An 18,581-nucleotide genomic window follows, 5' to 3' on the forward strand; every position below is an offset into this window, starting at 1 on the left:
GACGCTCAAGCGTCAGCCAGTTCCAGCGCGCTCAGGTTCCAGCGGTCGAAGGTGAAACGGCCCTCGCGCAGCGCCAGCGGCGTATAGGCGCAGTTACCGTGGTGGTAATTCGCCGTGTTGCCATCGCCCAGGGCGCCTAGCACCGCACGCAGGCAATGACCGTGCGACAGCACGGCCACGCGCCGGTAAGGCAGTGCCCGCGCGGCTTCCAGCGCTGGCAGCATGCGCGCCGCCACGTCGTGCAGGGACTCTCCGCCACGGGCCGCCGCGCCCGGCTCGGTACCACGCAGCACCTCGATCCATCGCGGGTTCTCGGCCATGGCCTCGGCGACCAGACGCCCCTCCAGTTCGCCAAAGCTGCGCTCCACCAGGCGCTCGTCGAGGCTCACCGTGCCACCGATGGCGAGTGCGGCGATCTCGGCCGTGCGACGCGCGCGCAGCAAGGGAGAACTGATGATGTGCCCGACGCCCAGGCTGGCGAGGCGACGCCCCAGCGCTTCGGCCTGTTCAAGGCCGGCGGCGGTGAGCGGACTGTCCTCCCTGCCCTGCGCGCGGCCGGCAACGTTCCATTCCGTCTCGCCATGGCGGGCGAGGATCACTTGTTCGAGCATGGGAATGCCTGGGGAGAGAGTTCGCTCATTGTAACGGCGCGCTTCAACGCAGCTGGCTGTCCTTGCTGCCGCGCCGGTTGTAGCCGCTGAAGGCCGCTTCCTCGTGATCGGCCGCTTCCTGGCAGGCCACGCACAGCCGCACGCCCGGCACGGCCTTGCGGCGCGCTTCGGGAATCGGCTTGTCGCATTCCTCGCAGTGCTCCAGTCCGGGGCCATGGGCCAGCCGGCTGCGCACCCGCTTCACCGCGTCGTCCACGGTGGCATCGATCTGGTCCTGTACGGCGGTATCGCCCGCCCATCCGGTCGCCATGGGGCACCTCCACGCCATGCGGTCCCAAGTGACTGATTTATGGGCGGACGCGCCGTTTCAAAGGTCAGCTCGCAGCGGCCTTCAGCTTCGAGATATCGATCTTCGTCATCTGCATCAGGGCGCCCATGGAGCCCGCATTGCCGGCCAGATCGGCGATATCCCCTGGCACCACCTGCCAGGACAGGCCGTACCGGTCTTTCAGCCAGCCACAGGCCGACGGACTGCCGCCGTCGGTGAGCGCATCCCAGTAATGATCGATCTCCCGCTGGTCGTGACAATGCACCACCAGCGACAAGGCCTCGTTGAACCGGAACACCGGCCCACCGTTCAAGGCCGTCACCGGCTGGCCATCGAGCTCGAAGGACACCGTCATCACCGAGCCCTCCGCACGTCCGGAGGCGGCGGAGGCTTCCTTCGGGTAGCGGGTGATCGAGAGGATCCGGGAGTTCGGGAAAATCCCGGTGTAGAACGTCGCGGCCTCCTCGGCCTGCGTGTCGAACCAGAGGAACGGGGTGATGCGCCGGAAAGCGGACATGCGGTTCTCCCAGGACAGGCCACGGCGTGGCCCTTCATACGGTACGTCGAACGGCGGCAGGCTATCTCGACATCATGGCGCAGCGGCCAGCCCCACGCAGAAATCCACGAAGGCCCGCACCTTGGGCGGCGCGTTGCGGCGCGAGGGGTAGAAGGCATAAAGCGGGAAGGTCTCTTCGGCCCAGTCGGGAAACAGCTCCACGATGCGGCCATCGGCCAGCGCGTCACGCATGCTCAGCTCAAGTATCTGGGCGATGCCCACGCCGGACACGCACAAGGCGTACATGGTGCCGGAGTCGGTCGCCAGCACCGGACCGGTGGTCTCCACCGTGACGATCTTGCCCTTGCGATGGAATTCCCAGTCGAACGGGCGCCGGGTCACGGGGTCACGGAACTGGATGCAGTGATGGCCGATCAGATCCTTCGGCGTGGCGGGCCGGCCGTGGCTGGCGAGATAGCCTGGCGTCGCCACGGTAAGCACGCGGGTATCGAGCAGTTTGCGGCCCACCAGCGACGACGACGGCGGCACGCCGAAGCGCACCGCCACGTCGATGCCGTCGGAGATCAGGTCGCCCAGCTCGTCACGGGTGACGATTTCCAGTTCCAGGTGCGGGTGCTGGTCGAGAAAGCTGCGCAGGCGGGGCGCCAGGATCTGGGCCGAGAACATCGGATCGACGCTCACCCGCAGGCGGCCGCGCACTGTCTGGCCGTCGCCCGCCGCCGAAAAGGCCGCATCCTCGATGCCGGACAACAGGGGACCCACCTGGGCATAAAGGCGCTGGCCCTCGTCGGTCAGCGTCACCGAGCGGGTCGTCCGGTGGAGCAGACGCACGCCCAGGCGTGCTTCGAGGCGGCCGACGGCGCGACTGACACCCGAGGGTGACAGTCCCAGCGCATCTGCGGCGCGGGCAAAATTGCCGGTCTCCACGACGGAGACCAGCACGCTCAGGTTGCCCAGCAGGCGGCCATCGGCAGGCATGGCAAAGACTCGTGATCAGGAGTCATGAAAGATCCTCGTCACCTGGCGTAGCGTCAATAGTCCTGGCCCCGCTCACGGAACGGGGCCACGGACCAAGTAAACTGAACCTTCATCGATTTCAGCCAATCCCATGCTCGCCTCGCTCCCTGCCGTCCTGCGCATCCCCCTCGCCTGCCTGCTGCTGTTCGTCAGCACGGTGCTGCATGTGGTGCCGCTGTTCGTCCTGACCGCCGTGCGCCTGCTGGTCCCGCTACCGGCCGTGCGCCGCCTCTGCGCCGCCGTGCTGGTGGGCATCGCCGAGAGCTGGCTTGGCTTCAACAGCTGGATGTTCGGTGCCTTCACGCGGACCCGCTGGATCGTGGAAGGCACGGAAGGCCTTGGGCCGCGTGAGAATTTTCTCGTGGTTTGCAATCACCAGAGCTGGGTGGATATCCCCGCCCTGCAAAACGTGTTCAACCGTCGTATTCCGTTCATGCGCTTCTTCCTGAAGAGCGAGCTGATCTGGGTGCCCCTGCTGGGGCCGGCATGGTGGGCGCTGGATTTTCCGTTCATGAAGCGCCATTCGCGCCAGCAGCTGGAAGCCCGGCCGGAGCTGCGCGGCAAGGACCGCGAGGCCACCCGTAAAGCCTGCGAGAAGTTCAGGCAGGTGCCGGTGGCGATCATGAATTTCACCGAAGGCACCCGTTTCACTCCCGCCAAGCACGACGCACAGCAATCGCCGTACCGCTACCTGCTGCGCCCCAAGGCGGGCGGCGTTGCCTTCGTCATCGATGCCATGGGCGAGGCTATCCGCGACATCCTCGACGTCACCATCGTGTATCCCGATGGCCCGAGCACGATGATGGACATGATTGCCGGCCGTATCCGCGAGGTGCGCATCCACGCGCGTCGCCTGCCCATTCCGGCCGCGATGCGTGGCGATTACGAGAACGACACGGCCTTTCGCGAGCGTTTCCAGACGTGGATCAACGATCTGTGGGCCGAGAAGGATGCACGGATTGCGGCGATGCTGGCGAAGTAGGCGTCCTTGCTGCCAGCTGTCCCGGCGTTACCCCAAGGGCCTTGCGGAACATTGCGATGAAATTGCTGGGCGACGCATAGCCCATCGCATCGGCCACGACAGCTACGGCATCGCCCTGCGCAAGGCGGTCCAGTGCATGCAGCAGCTGCGCCTGCTGGCGCCACTGTGCGAAACCCAGGCCGGTTTCCGCCCGCATGGCACGACGCAATGACCGTTCGGACATGGTCGCCAGCGCGGCCCACTCGTCGAGCACCCGCTCGCGGCCCGGATCTTCGAGTATGGCGTGTGCCACACGCAGCAGGCGCGCATCGCGTGGCATGGGCAGGTTGAGCGATTCGTGCGGTGCGCGGCCGATCTCGTCGCAGATGACCTGTGCGATGTGTTCTTCATCTGCCGCCAGCGGCCGGGCTTTCTCCCAGCTCGCCGCGCGATGGGCCAGGACAGCCAGCACCTCGCTGATACCGATCACACACGGTGCCACAGGCAGGCTCGCACAGGCGGCCGGGGCCACGAAGATCGTCCATCCGCTCAGGGCGCCCGTAACGCGAACCTGATGGCGCACACCAGGAGGAATCCAGCCAGCACGATGCGGTGGAAGCAACCATGTGCCCTCTTCCGCCTGCACATGGATCAGCCCGGTCTCGACGCAGAGCAACTGGCCGCGGTGATGGGCATGCCAGTCGTATTCGCGCGTACCCAGGCGATATTCGTTGTCCGCCGACGCATCGCCTGCGATGACGATCAGCGAAGGACCATCGACACGTTCACTGTGATCCGTCATCGCGCACCCTGGCCGGTTTCCAACAGTTGTCGTCCGCGCTTCGTTACCGCCGCGCGCGACTGCCATGTCACCGTTCACGCCTCATTTCACGGAACCGCTGTGCATGAACGATGCATTCCACGTTGCCATCGTAGGCGCCGGACCTGGCGGGCTTTGCCTCGCCCAGGCGCTGACCCGGGCAGGTATCCGCTGCGACGTCTACGAGCGTGATGGTTCGGCGAACGAACGGACGCAAGGATATCGCATCAGGATCGATGCAGCGGGGCAGCGTGCGCTGGCGAAGTCCCTGACACCTGCCATGGACCATGCGCTTCGCCTCACGGCATCGCTGGCCACGTCGCCCGGGCAGATACTGGACACGCAGTTACAGCCCATAAATGCACAGCGGCCGGATAGCTGGCAGGACGACGAGGAACAAAGCGATCTCGGTATCCACCGGCAGAGCCTGCGCGAGGTACTCATGACCGGCATCCGCGACAGGGTGCATTTCGGGCACGCTTTCGCTGGATACGACACGCTGGATGATGGGCGTGTGCGTGTCGCCTTTGACAACACCACGAGCGTGACGACCGATGTACTCGTCGGCGCCGACGGCGTGCATTCGCGTGTGCGGACGATGCTCGCCCCTGAGGCAACGCCAACGCTTACGGATGCCGTCTGTCTCTACGGCAGATCCACCCCCCATGCGCACGAGGCCCTCATGGATGGCACTCGCATCATCCTCGCCCAGGATTGCGCGGCGATCATCGAAGCCATGCGCTTTCGCCATGACCTGCCCGATACCGTGTCGCCGGTGGACGATTATCTCTACTGGGCCTTGCTCACCACGCGCGAACGCCTGGACCTGTCCGCCGCACTGGCAGGCGACGTACCTGTGGCCATCGAACGAATCACGCATGCATGGCATCCCACCCTCCGCAGCGTGATGTGCGGTAGCGGGCCGTCGGATATCGCCATCGCACCGGTACGCACGGGCCGTACCGACGTCCGCTGGAAACGGGGGCGGGCAACCCTGCTCGGCGATGCCATCCATGCCATGAGCCCTGCGGGCGGACGGGGCGCGAACATGGCGCTGGAAGATGCAGTCGCCCTGGCCGCATGCCTTGCCGGTGCACCGGCGAACCCTTATGGGCTTACCCATGCCCTGGATCGCTACGAGGCGGAGATGAGGCGCAGGGCGGATGAGGCGATCGCTGTGTCGGTGGCCGGCATGGACAGGCTGCTGGGCAAGACCACCTGATCACGCGACACCGTGCCGCAGCGGCCCGGATGTCGTTCGTGCCATCATCCCTTGACCCATGTCCAGGGTTTTACAAAGGGGCGCCCGGGTGCGTCGTGGCATGACAGGCAAACGCGGCTGGCTGTGGATGGCGCTCGTCGCCGTCTGGCTGACCGTGCTCGCCCCGACGGTCTCGCGGACCGCCGCAGCGGCGTTTGCCCTGCCCGACTTGGGTGCCTGGTGCGAGCCGGTGGGCCATCATCACGAGGATGGTGCTGCCGCGCATACGGACGAAGACGCCGCCTGCGGTTACTGCACCCTGTTTGCCAGCACACCGACGCTGGGCGGCGGCGCGTTCGTCGCCGGGGTGCCCTTCATCGCCGGCCCGGTGGAAACCGCCGGCCCCCCGTTGCCACGCGCCGTCACCGCCAGCTTCTTTCCGACCCATCCCCGGGGACCGCCCGTCGTCGTGACTGCCTGATCGCTACCGATCCGCCGCCCGACCACTTCCCGGACCCCAGTCATGACCATCCTCGCCCACGATGGCCGCGCGCTTGCGCGCGCCATTGCCTGCGCCCTTTGCACCACGACGTTTGCACTTCATGCGGCAGATGCGCCCGATACACCCCAGAACGCGACGAACCTGCGCGAGGTGAGGGTTTCCGCCGCCAGGCAGGACCGTGCCATCGATCCGGACATGCCTGCCGCCGTTGAAACCATCACGGCCGACAAGCTCGACCGGCTCAATGCCGTGAACGCCGAAGACGCATTGAAATACCTACCGGCCTTCGGCATCCGCAAGCGCTTCATCGGTGACGAGAACGCCACGTTCTCCGTACGCGGCACCAGCAACCAGCAAAGCGCGCGCGGCCTGGTGTATCTCGATGGCCTGCTGCTCTCCAACCTGCTGGGCAACAGCTGGTCGAATCCGCCGCGCTGGTCGATGACCTTTCCGGACAACCTGGCTCGCGTGGACGTGATCTACGGCGCCTATTCCGCGCTGTATCCAGGTAATTCCATCGGCGCCACGGTGGTGATGAGCACCCGCATGCCCGACACGCTGGAAGCCACGGGCGAGGTGCAGGCCTTTACGCAACACGTGGACAGCTACGGGCTGAACCGTAACTACGGAGGCAGCCGGCAGAGTGCAACCTTCGGCGACCGCGTGGGACGCGTTGCCTTCCTCATCGGCGTATCGCACCTGCAATCGAACGGACAACCGCTGGTCTACGCCACACAAAACCTCTCGACGCGTCAAGGGACGCTGACTCCCGTCACCGGCGCCATCGGCGACACGGGCGCGAACGGCTTGCCGCGCCAGGTCGTGGGGATCAACAGCGAAGGGCAGGAAGCCACCAGCCAGGACGAAGCCCACCTGCGCCTGACCTACGATTTCACGCCGGAACTGACCGGTGGCGTGACCGCCGGATACTGGAGCCAGGATCTCTCGCATCGCACCGACACCTTCCTTCGCGATGCCGCCGGACAACCCGTATGGTCCGGCCCGGTAAGCATCGGCGGCCGCACGTATACGCTGCCTGCCAACTTCTTTGCACCGAGCACGCGCCAGAGCCGCAATTATCTCTATGGGGTGTCCCTGGGCACGCATCGCGATACCGGCTGGAATATCGAGGGCAATGCCTCCTACTTCGACATGGACCGCAACCGCGACCGTGTCGCCTCGGCATTCACCGACAACGGCCCCGGCCTGCTCACCGCGGGCGACGGCAGCCGCTGGCGCACGTTCGACCTGCGGGCGAGCCACACGCCCGATACGCAGGGGCCGAACACGCATACGGTAAGTTTCGGTTACCACTACGACGGCTATCTGCTGCGCACCGGTAACTACGCGCTGGCGCAGTGGCGCGATGGCGGCAGCGGCGCCTTCACGGGAGGTAATGGTGGCAGCACACAGACACAGGCGATGTACCTGCAGGATGCCTGGCAACTGGACGAGCGCTGGCGGCTGGTGGCCGGGGCCCGCTACGAACAATGGCGTGCCTTCGGGGGTACGCGTTCCACCGCCACTGCCAGCACGGGTTATCCGGAGCGCAAGGAATCGCATACCTCGCCCAAGCTATCGCTGAGTTACGCCGCTACCGATTCGCTGACCCTTCGTCTGTCCGGCGCGCGGGCCTATCGCTTCCCCACGGTGAGTGAGTTGTTCCAGGGAACGTTCAACGGTATCTCGCTTATCAACAACAACCCCTACCTGAAGCCCGAGAACGACCTGTCCCGCGAACTCTCTGCACAGTGGTATCGAGGCAATAGCGTGACGCGCTTCACCCTGTTCCGCAGCGATACCCGCAATACACTGTTCAGCCAGACCGATACCACCGTCTTCCCCAACGTGACCAACGTGCAGAACGTTTCGCTGGTGCGCACCCGGGGCGCGGAAGCCAGCTACGATGGCACGGGTGTGTTCTGGCCGTGGCTCGATCTGACGGCGAATGCCGCCTATACGCAGGCCACCACGGTGCGCAATCCGCAGAACCCGGCCTCGATAGGCAAGCAGTTCTATCGTATCCCCCGCTGGCGCGCGAACATCGTGGCCACCTGGCATGCCAGTGAGCGAGTCGGCCTCACGCTGGCCGGACGCTACTCCGGCAGGCAGTACAACACGCTGGACCACAGTGATATCAACCCGGATACCTTCGGAGGCGCCAGTGATTTCCTCACCTTCGATGCCAAGCTGAACTGGAAGATCAGCGAGCACGTCGAACTGGGTGCCGGTGTCGACAACCTCACTAACCGCCGTTATTACGTCTATTACCCGTATCCATCGCGGACTTACCTGATGGAAGCGAAGTTCCGGCTCTAGGCGGCTGCCAGCCTGCGGGCACCGGCCATGGCCGGCAGGTGCTCGTCGAGCATGAACGATGCAAGGCCACCATGCCTGAAGCGATGGAAGAATTTCGCCACGCCCGCACTGCCCGTGGCGAAATCGCAGCTGAGCCGCAGCAGGCGCGCGCCCGGGACAGCCAGCCCGTCAGGCCTGCGCACGAGGAACGGCTCGATGCCATTGGCGAGCTTGCGGGCTTCACGCAGATAGATATCCGAACGCTCGGGGAAGAAGGCCGCCAGGTCCAGAAGGGTTTCACCGATACCGGCGAGTCCCTCGAAAAGGCCGGGATGGATGGCGTGGTGCCGGAACAGGTCCGCTTCCGCCGTGAGCACCATGTCCTGATAGCACTGCTCGCCCGTGACCGCGTACATGCGCGCCAGGACGGCAACGATGCCAGCGGTACCATGCGCAAGATAGGGCTGGGTTACCGGGCGCCCCAGGGCTACGGGCCAGGTAGGGTCACCGTCGGGATTCAGGCGACGCTGGGCGAAGTCGAAAGCAACCGCTGCCTGTGCTGCCGTCATGAATTCCTGATCACCGGTTGCGACATGCAGATGCATGAGGAACAAGGCGATACCCGAGGCCCCACGTGCCAGTCCCACCGGCTGCTGCTCACCCGCAGGCCAGTACATGCCCTGTTCGTTCCTTATTGCCGCTTGCAGTAACGCGCTTCCAGCTTGCCTTGCCTCGTCAAGGAAGGCAGCGTGCGAAGTCGCATGCCAGGCCTTGATGCGACCCAACCCCCATCCCGCAAGCCCGTCGTGCAACCCATAATCGCCCCATGAGGCAGGCGCTCGCGTCGACATGCTATCCATCAAGGTGTCGGCGAGTGCCCGTTCACCCAGCTCATACAGGACCCAGGCAATACCCGTGTCGCCGGCCATCAGGCTGGCGCCACGATCGCGAGCCTGCGAGACTCCATCGATCAGGTAGTTCTGCCACTCCACCGGCGTGTTTTCTGAAATCTCCCGGCAGGCATGAATCACACCCGCCGCTCCATGAGCGATGCCCCAGGGATGGGTCTCGAAAACGCCGATGTCGGCGGGCACGAATCGATCAGGCCGGGCTTCAGCGGCGCGTGCGCCGATGAAACGAAGCAGTTCGGATGTCGGATCGCAAACCGGAGGATACTCAACGCTGCGATGAGGTACCGGCAGGTTGCCATCGTCCATCTGCAGGACGGCTTCCCGCAAACGAACCATGGCATCTTGCGGGCGCGGCCGCCTCGCTGCGTTCACGGCGGTCAGATCGGCTACAAGGTCGACCAGTGCGGCGGGATACCCCATGTCACGCACCATCATCACCACGAAGCGTGATGCTGCGCCGGTATCCAGGTACATCATGGCGTTTACCGGGATCACCGCGGCCAGGAGGTTGGCGCCGAATGCATAGTAGTCTTCGGACATCGCTGACGCGAGGTCCGTGCGCTGCGGTGACACCGACGCAAAGCCGGGCGTGCGCAAATCGACCGGCTCGTCCATGCCGTGTTCGATCGACGCTTCAAGATCAATGAATCGTACCCCGCCTCCTGCATCGACGATGCAGTTTTCAGAGGACAGGTCGCCGATGGAAATACCCTCGGCATGTACCTTCGCCATCGCTTCTGCCAGATGAGTGAACACCTTGCAGATCTCGTGCAGGTACTCGGTGACATCGGCGCGGGTTGCGCGGCACTTCAGCCATGGATACCTCTTTACCAGCCAGCTGCGCAGGGTGTCACCCTCCAGGTAGTCCTCCACCAGAAAAGTGTGCTCCCAGTCCCGGAAGTGGGCGTAGGGTTGCGGCGCCACATCCAGGGAGGCCAGTCGGCGAAGCAACCGGAACTCCTTGCGTAGGGTTGCCGTCGCACCTGTGCCTTCACCGACGTAAGGCCGCGCCTCCTTGACGACCACGCGCTTGCCGCTGTGCAGATCGTCCGCAAGGTAAATACCGCCGGCGGCAGAAAAGGCCAATGCCTTGTGAACGCGGAATCGACCGCCGCCAATGGCAATCTCAGCGGTCGAGGCTCCCGAAGGGTCTTCGCCAAAGGGGTCTTTCAGCCAGTCCGGTAGCCAGTAACAGGGGGCCCGCGCGTCGAGCAATTTACTACCGTCGGGTGCCGTGAGCAGCCACTCCCGGCGCGCGTCAGCGCGAATGCGAAAGTCCGAGCGAATGCCGCCATAGCGATAATGCAGTACACGCGAATCCCGATACCCTCGATCCGTGAGCACGCAAGGGCCTACGTAACCCGATAGTGACGAGTACAGGTCTTCCATGACGCTACGAAATTCGTGCACGTCGCAGGGATAGATCGTGATGAACTTGCCCGAGGCCGAGCGCGAGCAGCGCTTGCCGTTGATGACCCGCAGGAAACGCAGGTCCGCAGCGAACTTGAAGGCAACGCCACGCTCCACGAGCAGGGCGGTCACGATGGACAGGACAATCCGTGAGGTGGCCTCTACCGAGGACACGTGGATTTTCCATCCTTGCGCAGGAAGGACGATGCCCTCGGGCCGGCAATGCATCCAGATACCGGAACGTTCAAGCTCCCAGCGCCGGACGCGCATCACGGGAACAGTGCGACGGCGACGGCGGGCGATCTGCGCGCGTACCGGATCGATAAAGTCCTCGTCCTGTGCCACCCGGTATCCCGGCGCGTCGAAATATTCCCTGTCGACACCTATAAAGGGTGAAAAATCGATGCGCTGCTCCATGACCATCCATTTCCGTTTACCCCAACACTACCGGCACGTGGAAGAAAGGCCGGACCCCTTCCTCCACGTGCCGCCTTCCCGGACTCAGACGATATCGATCGACATGACGCTCGCTGATCCCGGCCTTCCATCACCTGCCCATTCCCTGGACGGGCATGTTCAGCATCCCGCGGTGCTGGACGTGCTTCCGATGTTGCTGGTATCGGTGATGAACGCTTGCTGGGACTCTGGTTCCTTGAGCATCTGCAGTCCCTTCACCAGATCTTCCAATGACTGATTCATGTTCTATGTCCTCCATGTCGATATCGTCCCGTACGCCCCGTGGGAAGACCGGGGCGTGGGGGAAATGTACGTATCGGCGACGTGTAGCGGCAACGCCCGGGAGGCGAAAATCAGCGGCTTTCGGCCCTTGCGCGTGACTTTCTTCGGCACCTGGCCGGAAGCGGTCACGGCGCATGTCCGCGAATGGACACTTCCGTCCGCAAGCGGACGCTCAGGAGGCCATGCCGTAGGGCAGGCGGATCAGCGCCTGCGCACCAGGTGCCCCATGCCTGGAGCGTAGTTCCACCGTACCCCCGTGGGCTTCGATGATCAGGCGACTCAGGCTCAGGCCAATACCCGATCCCTCGGGCTTCGTGGTGAAGAAGGGAACGAAAAGGCAGTCGCTGGCAGGTAAACCCACGCCCTCGTCGTCTATCGTCACCAGTACATCGTCCACATCCACCTGCCAGTCCACCCACACACGGCCTTCGGCAACCCTGGCCAGGGTTGCCTCGACCGCATTGCGCAACAGGTTCACAAAAACCTGGCCGAGCTGATCTTCGTCGCCCTCGATGGTCACCGGGCGCGATCCGGCGATGTCGATGCCCAGCCGGTGCTCGAGTCGTACAACCCGATGAAGCAGTTCGTCGAGCCTGAATCGCGTGCGCTGCTGGGGAGGCAGGCGCGCAAGCCGCCCGTATCCCGAAAGAAACCTCGCCAAGGCCGCAGCGCGGCGCCCTATGGCGTCCAGGCCATCAAGCAGAGGCTGCCGCGCCATCTCCGCCGATTCTTTTTCCAGCAGTACGGCCAGGCTTCCAGCCAGCGAGCCGATCGGTGTCAGCGAATTGTTCAGTTCATGACTCAGCACCCTGATCAGACGCTGCCAGGCGCGGCGCTCTTCCTCGCTCAGTGCCGCGCTCAGGTCGTGGAGCATGACCAGGGTGTGTCCTCTTCCATCGCTGTACCAGGATGCACGACGAACGGCCCAGCGCCCCTTTCCCGCAGGGAACTGGTGATTGACGATTGTGTCGTCCGCTGCTGCCAGCACCGGACCCAGCCCCAGTTCGGCGGCATCGCGCCCGACCACCGCCGTGCGTTCTGCGCGCAGCAGGCGACGGGCCGCAGGATTGATCAGGCGCAACGCGCCTGCGTCGTCGATAACGAACACGGCACTGTTGAGGGCTACGAGAGTCTTGCCGAGAAATCGCGAGGCTTCCGTTCGTTTTCGGCGACCCTGCCGTAACTCATCCGACAGGGCATTGATGTCGGCAACCAGTACCTGGAGCGGGTCACGCCGCCATCGGACATGCCCACGCAAGCCGTAATCACCTTCCCGTAATGACGCCAGGAGATCGAAAGCCGTCGCCAGCGAGGAGAGCAATCGTCCACCGAGCAGGCGGCCCACCAGCAGGGAGCCGGATAGCCCCGTGATGAGAAGGCCCAGCCTTGTCGCAAACGACAGCTCGTCGCACAGCGCAAGCAGAAACCCTGTCACGGCCAGCGGAGCCGCGAAACAACCTGCCCAGACCTTGGCCCGGCGGCGAAGCAGGCGAGGATGCATCGCGGATGCCGTGGCTACTCCCGTGGAATCAGGCATGTGGCGTCCGTTACCCGGTCTGCTCGAAGTGGCCCCTGGACTTCATCTTGTCGATGCGACGATACAATGCCTGCCGGGAAATGCCCAAGGCGTCGGCTGCACGCTGGAGATTATGATCGTTGCGCTCCAGTGCATTACGAATGAGCATCTCTTCCGCTTCGGGAAGGGTGAGCCTGTCGAGCAGGAGTGGCGACTCATTGGGTGGCGTGGTAAGCGAAAGTACGGTGGAATCGATTTCGTCATGACTGGCCAGTAGTACGGCACGCTCGATGGAGTGTTCGAGCTCGCGCACATTTCCCGGCCAGTGATAGCCGCGCATCAGGCGTTCCGCCGACGGAGTAAAGATCATCGCGCATCGTCCCAGGCGGCGGCATTCACGTAGCAGAAAATGCCGGGCCAGTGGTATCACATCCTCGACGCGTTCTCGCAGAGGAGGCAACCTCACCTGCATGGCATTCAGGCGGTAGAGCAGGTCACGGCGGAAGCGGTTCGCGCGAATCGCCGCCTCGAGGTCCGCATTACTTGTGGATACGACACGGACATCCACCTTGCGCGTTCGGGCCGACCCCTCGCGCTCCAGCTCGCCTTCTTCCAGGACACGAAGAAGTTTCACCTGGTGAAATATGGGAATGTTCCCCACCTCCTCCATGATGAGCGTACCCTGATGTGCCAGCTCGAATCGCCCCGGCCGCGACATGGGCTTGTCTTCGCCGAACATGTCTTCATTGAAGCGTGATTCGGGAAGGCTCCCCATATCGGTGCGTATGACCGCCTGCTCGGCACGCGGCGACAGGGAATGAATTTCCCTGGCGAATACCGATTTTCCCGTGCCATTCTCACCTAGCAGAAGTACGTTCGAGTGCGTAGTGGCGACCTTGTATATCAGGTCGACCACTCGTCGCATCGACGACGATTCACAAACTCGCAGGACATCATTGTCCTGCCTCGACAGGGCGGCTTCGCTCCTGAGCCTCTGGTTTTCGTCCCGCATCTGCCCCAGCGCGATCTGGTTCCTTACCGATTGCAGCATCCGCATGTTGTTCCACGGCTTTTCGATGAAATCCGCCGCGCCGAGCTGCATCGCCTTTACGGCGATATCCACGCTTCCCCATGCGGTCATGACCAGCAAGGGCAGCTCCGGATAGGTTTCGCGCAGCTTCGCAACCAGTGCGAGGCCATCATGACCGGACGTGGTATCGGCGCCGTAGTTGAGGTCAAGCACGGCACAGGAAAATGCGGAGCAAGCCACGGCGGCCAGGGCAGCGGCAGGGGACTCGACCTGGACGGACGGGATGTTTTCCGTGCGCAGGAGGATATGCATCGCCAGTCGCACATCGGAATGGTCATCCACGACAAGGACAGGCAGGCTGTGATCCGGACCAGTCATTCGCATACTCCTGTCTCTTGGCTTTTGGCTTTTGGTTGGCAGGACGTTTGTCAGCGGATTACATGAAGCGGATCGATCCGGGCAGCCCTCATCGCCGGGATTCCGCATGCAGCGAGTGTCAGCAAAACCATGACCAGGCTTACAAAGGTCACGACGGTCGTATCCACGATCTTCCAGCTCGTCAGTCGATCCATCCATCCCCTTCCGGACAACCAGGCGGCGATGGCAAGCCCGATGGCTACACCGGCGAACGCAGGTCCGCAGCCCCGGGAAAGCACCCTGCCCAGCAGATCGCCTGGCGTGGCTCCCATGGCTCCCATCATGGCAAACTCCCCACGCCGCATCGCAACGTCCACCGACTGGCTGGAATACAGGCCGATGCATGCCAGTATCACGGCCACCATCGCAAAGGCGGTGGACAGCACCGCGTCACGGCGTGACGGATCCAGTACCGCATTGATGTCGCTTTGCAATGCACGCACATCGGAAACCGCCAATGCAGGCGCCACGGAGTGGACGACGGATGCAATCGTCGTCGCATCGAGTGTCAACGCTCCCGGGCCACGCATGATGACGTGCATCGCCATGAACCGGCGGGCAAAGGTAAACGTAGAGCGCGGCACCTGCGCCAGCGGAAGGAATACCGTGGGCTCAGGGTCCCTGTCGGGTCCAGCATGCCGCGTATCGGCAACCACGCCCACGATATGCAGGGGGTCGATCGTGTCGCCGGGCAAGGCAGGCCTCACCACGTCATCGGACCCGAATGCCCGCAGATACGCCTCGTTCACCAGGGCCACAGGCAAGGTATCCGGCGTATCTCCTTCTTCCAGCTGCCGTCCGCGCAGTATCTCCATGCCCATGGCCTCCATCGCGCCAGGGGTGATCACGGCATACTGAATGTGCTGGACCCCGCCATCGGTTGCCTTGAAGGGCATGATGAAACGCCCCGTTATGGGCAGGTGGTTGGATAAGCCCACGCTATCGATCCCCGGCAGGGCCCCCAGGTGATGGCGAAGGCGGTCGGCCAGGGTTACGACGTCATTCAATGATGGATACTGAACCTCATCGGGCGATACCTCGAAGAGCAGGGCCTGATCCGCACGAAATCCCAGTGGCACCTGGTCCAGGTTCCACCAGCGAACGATCATGCCCACGCTCAGCACGAGCAGGATCGTGGCCAGTGCCGTCTGCGCGGTACCGACGATGCGTCGCGCATGGACAACAACTGCGCCGCTACGCGGAGCACCGTCATGGTGGCGCCTGGATATCCCCTCTGGTCGTCGATAGAGCGGCCTTCCCGAGGTTGCGATGGCCAACACGATCATTGCCACGACGACGGCAAACAGTCGAACACGCCAGTCGATCCTGACCAGGGCGTCCGGTGCAAACCAGGCGCCCGGCAGAAACCGGGTGAACATGTGTGCCAGAAAGCCGCCCAGTTGCAGCCCCATGGTGACGGCCAATGTGCCGATCAGCGTTGCTTCTGCGGCAAGTGGCAGCCACAGGCGGTAGCCACGAGCTCCCAGCGCCACCTGCAGTTCCACTTCGCGCGACTTGGCCATCGCGCGTACAAGCATGAGGCTGGACAGATTGAGGCCTGCAATAAGCAGCACGAGCGCACCGCATCCGAGGAATAGCAGCAGCGTCGGACGCGAGGATGCCGTTACCTGTGCAGCAAGTGATGTCGCGCCATAGCCACCAAGCTGATCCTTTGGAATGCCCAGTTCTCCGGCATGGCGCGTGGCCACCTGGTTGACCTGTCTTGCGAAAGAGTCGATGGATGTGCCCGGTGCAAGCCATGCCACGGCCATCAGATTGGAAGCGTGGTCCGCAACGTCGCCCTCATTGCCAAGGGGCAGCAGGACGTCCACGTCCTCAAAAAGCCGGTAGCTTGGCGGCAGCACGCCACGGACATGGAAGGGCCGTCCATTGATGAGGATCGTGCTACCGATGGCATGCGCATCGGCTTCCAGCCAGGTTCGCCAGAAATCCCACGAAACCATGGTTTCATCTGTATCACCAGAAAACGGATGACCTATCTCGGGCATCACGCCAAGGGTCGGGAGAAAGCCCATGTTCACCCGTTGCCCGCGCAGCAGAAGTATATGTTCGCCCACGCTGACATTGATCGCTTCGGATACACGCGCCACGCCGGTTGAACGTACACCCTCAGGCGTGGCCAGCAGGTTGTACAACCGTGGTGATATCGACCGATATTCTGCTCCCCTGCCGTAGAAAGCCACGTGTTCGTGATTCGGAAACGGCGGCGGCCTCAGAAGCAAGCCGTTGACAGGTACAAAGGCGCTCACCATGGCGGCGACGCCGAGCGCCAGCGTAAGCGACGCCATGGCCAGATAGCCGGGGTGACGGAAAAGACCGCGCAAGCGGCCGATCAGATCGGGCAGGCGGCTCGTCACAGAAACGACTCTGCTGCCCGACGTTCGTCTAGGCCGCATTCGGCCTCCCGCCGCAACTGCTGGAACGTGCTTTCATCGACGACGCGCCCATCCAGCAGGCGTACGACCCGGTCGGCCATGAAACCGAAGCGCTCGTCGTGCGTCACCATGCAGATGGTGCGCCCCGCCGCATGCAGGCGGGCCAGCAGGACCATCACGTTCTCGCCGTTGCGCAGGTCGAGGTTTCCCGTCGGCTCGTCTGCAAGAAGGATGGCCGGATCCCCCGCCAGCGCACGTGCCACCGCGACACGTTGCTGCTGACCTCCCGACAACTGGGCCGGGAAGTGACTTATGCGATGGGCCATGCCCACGCTCGCCAATGCCTCGGCCGCCCGTTCCATGCGCTCACGTCGGCCCACGCCCGGCCGGAAGGTCAAGGGAAGCTCCACATTCTCCGCAATGGTCAGGTCAGGCAGCAGGTTGAACGACTGGAAGACGAAGCCGATGTAGGCGTTGCGCAGCGCCGCACGGGCATGCCTGCCGAGCCCGGCGACATCGTGCCCGACGACCTGCAGTTCGCCATGGGTCGGCGTATCCAGGAGCCCCATCAGCGACAGCAACGTCGTCTTGCCACAGCCGGAAGGGCCGGCAATGGAAACGAACTCGCCACGACGGATATCCAGATGGATATCCGTCAGCACGTGGTTTTCCATCGCACCGGCATGGAACACCTTACCGATGCCGCGCATCTCGACGACGGAGGGGACGGTTTCCGCCAACACGGCATGACCTCGCTGGTGAGGCAAGTACGGGAGAGCCTACGCCCGGATCATGTCGGTTGTCGCGGTACCGCGAAGACTGCGTCAAAGCAGTTTTTGCTTATATGCCGAATACGCTTAGTGAATGCGCCGAACCGGCACAGACAACGTCAGGACTTAACCATTTTCTTACAAAAGAAACCTAAAGGATGATCTAAGCAAAAACTAAGCTTAGAATTAGGCTTACGGGGTTGGGACGTGACCGCAGGGTCACGGTGTTTCTTGGCGCGCAGGCAGGCCACGCGGGTGACCGTGCAGGCAGCCTGTGTACGGAGAGCCCCGCATGGTGCAGAAATTCTCGTTGGGCGGTCGCACCGCCTGGTTGAAACGCTACGACCCGGACAACTGGCTGAGACCTGCCATGGTACGTCTCTGGAACGGTCTGGCCTCGCGCCTGGAGCTGGCCGCGCTACGCTCTCCGCCTCGCTATGCCGGCGAGCAGGCCAAGGAAATCGAACTTCGCCGTCTCGAAGCGCTGCGGGCCTGCGGTGCGCCGGTGCCGCGTATTCTTGGCGAGGGCCCTCGCAGCCTCATCCTGAGCGACATGGGTCCCACCCTCGCTCATCGACTGAAGCGCCTCAAGAGTGCCAACGACGCTGACATCCTCGTGCGCCAGACGGTGCATGCCATCGGCGAGCTGCATCGCCACGGCGGTTACCTGGGACAGGCCTTCGCCCGGAACATCACCGTCGGCGACACCGGCGTCGGCTTCATCGACTTCGAGGAAGACCCCAGCGAGATCATGAGCCTCGCCCAGGCCCAGGCGCGGGACTGGGTGCTCTTTACCACCGGGGTAGGCCCCTATTTCACGGGTCGCATGGATGTCCTGAGTGAACTGATCCGCGAGCAGGCAAGCCAGGCCGAGCCACAGGTCGCCCGGGAAGTCCATCGCATCGCCAGCAGGTTGGGCTTCCTGGAACGTACAGGGCGTTTCCTGGGTCGCAAGGCGTCGGCGATGGGCGCCGCCATTGGTGCCATCCGCAAGGGCTTTGCCACACTGGCGCTCGCCGCCATCCTCGTGGACGTTCTCAGTGATGGCGACTGCGACATGTGGCTGGCCCTGGTCGACGTCGTACGCCATAGCGCTATCTGACTCCGTCGCGCGCTACCATCGCGGGTCAACCGTGTG

General features: G+C 63.7%; 16 protein-coding genes. 5 read left to right on the plus strand and 11 right to left on the minus strand.

Annotated features, from left to right (window positions below; all coding sequences use genetic code 11):
* Nucleotides 1-5 precede the first annotated feature (5 nt).
* From HBF25_RS00270 to HBF25_RS00285, 4 genes are all read right to left on the minus strand, one after another.
* A complete protein-coding gene (locus tag HBF25_RS00270; RefSeq protein WP_166945453.1) occupies nt 6-611 on the minus strand; it encodes a histidine phosphatase family protein in 606 nt (201 codons plus the stop codon).
* Nucleotides 612-654: 43 nt separating this feature from the next.
* Nucleotides 655-921, minus strand: coding sequence for a DksA/TraR family C4-type zinc finger protein (locus HBF25_RS00275; RefSeq protein ID WP_166945458.1), 267 nt, complete (start codon nt 919-921; stop codon nt 655-657).
* 64 nt (nt 922-985) lie between these two features.
* Nucleotides 986-1,456, minus strand: coding sequence for a VOC family protein (locus HBF25_RS00280; RefSeq protein ID WP_166945460.1), 471 nt, complete (start codon nt 1,454-1,456; stop codon nt 986-988).
* A gap of 72 nt (nt 1,457-1,528) precedes the next feature.
* Nucleotides 1,529-2,434: a LysR family transcriptional regulator gene (locus tag HBF25_RS00285; RefSeq protein WP_166945462.1), complete on the minus strand. Its 906-nt coding sequence runs from the start codon at nt 2,432-2,434 to the stop codon at nt 1,529-1,531.
* Between the two features lie 130 nt (nt 2,435-2,564).
* On the opposite strand from HBF25_RS00285, the gene HBF25_RS00290 reads away from it, so the two are divergent.
* A complete protein-coding gene (locus HBF25_RS00290) occupies nt 2,565-3,455 on the plus strand; it encodes an acyltransferase (protein ID WP_166945464.1) in 891 nt (296 codons plus the stop codon).
* On the opposite strand, the gene HBF25_RS00295 is transcribed toward HBF25_RS00290, so the two are convergent.
* Nucleotides 3,400-4,236, minus strand: a complete 837-nt coding sequence (locus HBF25_RS00295) for an AraC family transcriptional regulator (protein WP_208392349.1) — start codon at nt 4,234-4,236, stop codon at nt 3,400-3,402. The two genes, HBF25_RS00290 and HBF25_RS00295, sit on opposite strands and share 56 nt — an antisense overlap.
* A 103-nt stretch (nt 4,237-4,339) precedes the next feature.
* Here HBF25_RS00295 and HBF25_RS00300 point away from each other — a divergent pair, with 103 nt between their 5' ends.
* The 3 genes from HBF25_RS00300 (at nt 4,340) to HBF25_RS00310 (ending at nt 8,276) form a co-directional block, all read left to right on the plus strand.
* Nucleotides 4,340-5,476, plus strand: a complete 1,137-nt coding sequence (locus HBF25_RS00300) for an FAD-dependent oxidoreductase (protein ID WP_166945468.1) — start codon at nt 4,340-4,342, stop codon at nt 5,474-5,476.
* 100 nt (nt 5,477-5,576) lie between these two features.
* The gene (locus HBF25_RS00305) at nt 5,577-5,936 is read left to right on the plus strand and encodes a DUF2946 domain-containing protein (RefSeq protein ID WP_166945470.1); all 360 of its coding nucleotides are present in this window, start codon (nt 5,577-5,579) and stop codon (nt 5,934-5,936) included.
* A 42-nt stretch (nt 5,937-5,978) separates the two neighbouring features.
* The gene (locus tag HBF25_RS00310) at nt 5,979-8,276 is read left to right on the plus strand and encodes a TonB-dependent receptor (protein ID WP_166945472.1); all 2,298 of its coding nucleotides are present in this window, start codon (nt 5,979-5,981) and stop codon (nt 8,274-8,276) included.
* Here HBF25_RS00310 and lanKC read toward each other — a convergent pair.
* The 6 genes from lanKC to HBF25_RS00335 form a co-directional block, all read right to left on the minus strand.
* Nucleotides 8,273-10,993, minus strand: coding sequence for a class III lanthionine synthetase LanKC (gene lanKC, locus HBF25_RS00315; protein WP_166945474.1), 2,721 nt, complete (start codon nt 10,991-10,993; stop codon nt 8,273-8,275). The genes HBF25_RS00310 and lanKC overlap by 4 nt on opposite strands.
* A 159-nt stretch (nt 10,994-11,152) precedes the next feature.
* Entirely contained in the window at nt 11,153-11,275 is a 123-nt protein-coding gene (locus tag HBF25_RS22345; protein WP_279588113.1) for a hypothetical protein, read from the minus strand.
* Between the two features lie 211 nt (nt 11,276-11,486).
* Complete coding sequence (locus HBF25_RS00320; RefSeq protein ID WP_166945475.1) at nt 11,487-12,851, minus strand: sensor histidine kinase; 1,365 nt, start codon at nt 12,849-12,851, stop codon at nt 11,487-11,489.
* A gap of 10 nt (nt 12,852-12,861) precedes the next feature.
* Nucleotides 12,862-14,346, minus strand: coding sequence for a sigma-54-dependent transcriptional regulator (locus HBF25_RS00325; protein ID WP_243852907.1), 1,485 nt, complete (start codon nt 14,344-14,346; stop codon nt 12,862-12,864).
* Entirely contained in the window at nt 14,289-16,655 is a 2,367-nt protein-coding gene (locus HBF25_RS00330) for an ABC transporter permease (RefSeq protein WP_166945477.1), read from the minus strand. Before HBF25_RS00330 ends, HBF25_RS00325 begins: the two co-directional genes overlap by 58 nt.
* Complete coding sequence (locus tag HBF25_RS00335) at nt 16,652-17,383, minus strand: ABC transporter ATP-binding protein (protein WP_166946370.1); 732 nt, start codon at nt 17,381-17,383, stop codon at nt 16,652-16,654. Before HBF25_RS00335 ends, HBF25_RS00330 begins: the two co-directional genes overlap by 4 nt.
* Nucleotides 17,384-17,735: 352 nt before the next feature.
* Here HBF25_RS00335 and HBF25_RS00340 point away from each other — a divergent pair, with 352 nt between their 5' ends.
* The gene (locus HBF25_RS00340) at nt 17,736-18,545 is read left to right on the plus strand and encodes a BUD32 family EKC/KEOPS complex subunit (RefSeq protein ID WP_166945479.1); all 810 of its coding nucleotides are present in this window, start codon (nt 17,736-17,738) and stop codon (nt 18,543-18,545) included.
* The last annotated feature ends 36 nt before the right edge of the window (nt 18,546-18,581 follow it).

It is taken from the genome of Luteibacter anthropi (assembly GCF_011759365.1).
Classification (GTDB): Bacteria; Pseudomonadota; Gammaproteobacteria; order Xanthomonadales; family Rhodanobacteraceae; genus Luteibacter; species Luteibacter anthropi.

Bases quoted from the DNA above. Each gene is read 5' to 3' on its own strand.
- HBF25_RS00270 (WP_166945453.1), bottom strand. From the start codon at position 611: ATGCTCGAACAAGTGATCCTCGCCCGCCATGGCGAGACGGAATGGAAC.
- HBF25_RS00275 (WP_166945458.1), bottom strand. From the start codon at position 921: ATGGCGACCGGATGGGCGGGCGATACCGCCGTACAGGACCAGATCGAT.
- HBF25_RS00280 (WP_166945460.1), bottom strand. From the start codon at position 1,456: ATGTCCGCTTTCCGGCGCATCACCCCGTTCCTCTGGTTCGACACGCAG.
- HBF25_RS00285 (WP_166945462.1), bottom strand. From the start codon at position 2,434: ATGCCTGCCGATGGCCGCCTGCTGGGCAACCTGAGCGTGCTGGTCTCC.
- HBF25_RS00290 (WP_166945464.1), top strand. From the start codon at position 2,565: ATGCTCGCCTCGCTCCCTGCCGTCCTGCGCATCCCCCTCGCCTGCCTG.
- HBF25_RS00295 (WP_208392349.1), bottom strand. From the start codon at position 4,236: ATGACGGATCACAGTGAACGTGTCGATGGTCCTTCGCTGATCGTCATC.
- HBF25_RS00300 (WP_166945468.1), top strand. From the start codon at position 4,340: ATGAACGATGCATTCCACGTTGCCATCGTAGGCGCCGGACCTGGCGGG.
- HBF25_RS00305 (WP_166945470.1), top strand. From the start codon at position 5,577: ATGACAGGCAAACGCGGCTGGCTGTGGATGGCGCTCGTCGCCGTCTGG.
- HBF25_RS00310 (WP_166945472.1), top strand. From the start codon at position 5,979: ATGACCATCCTCGCCCACGATGGCCGCGCGCTTGCGCGCGCCATTGCC.
- lanKC (WP_166945474.1), bottom strand. From the start codon at position 10,993: ATGGAGCAGCGCATCGATTTTTCACCCTTTATAGGTGTCGACAGGGAA.
- HBF25_RS22345 (WP_279588113.1), bottom strand. From the start codon at position 11,275: ATGAATCAGTCATTGGAAGATCTGGTGAAGGGACTGCAGATGCTCAAG.
- HBF25_RS00320 (WP_166945475.1), bottom strand. From the start codon at position 12,851: ATGCCTGATTCCACGGGAGTAGCCACGGCATCCGCGATGCATCCTCGC.
- HBF25_RS00325 (WP_243852907.1), bottom strand. From the start codon at position 14,346: ATGCGGAATCCCGGCGATGAGGGCTGCCCGGATCGATCCGCTTCATGT.
- HBF25_RS00335 (WP_166946370.1), bottom strand. From the start codon at position 17,383: ATGCGCGGCATCGGTAAGGTGTTCCATGCCGGTGCGATGGAAAACCAC.
- HBF25_RS00340 (WP_166945479.1), top strand. From the start codon at position 17,736: ATGGTGCAGAAATTCTCGTTGGGCGGTCGCACCGCCTGGTTGAAACGC.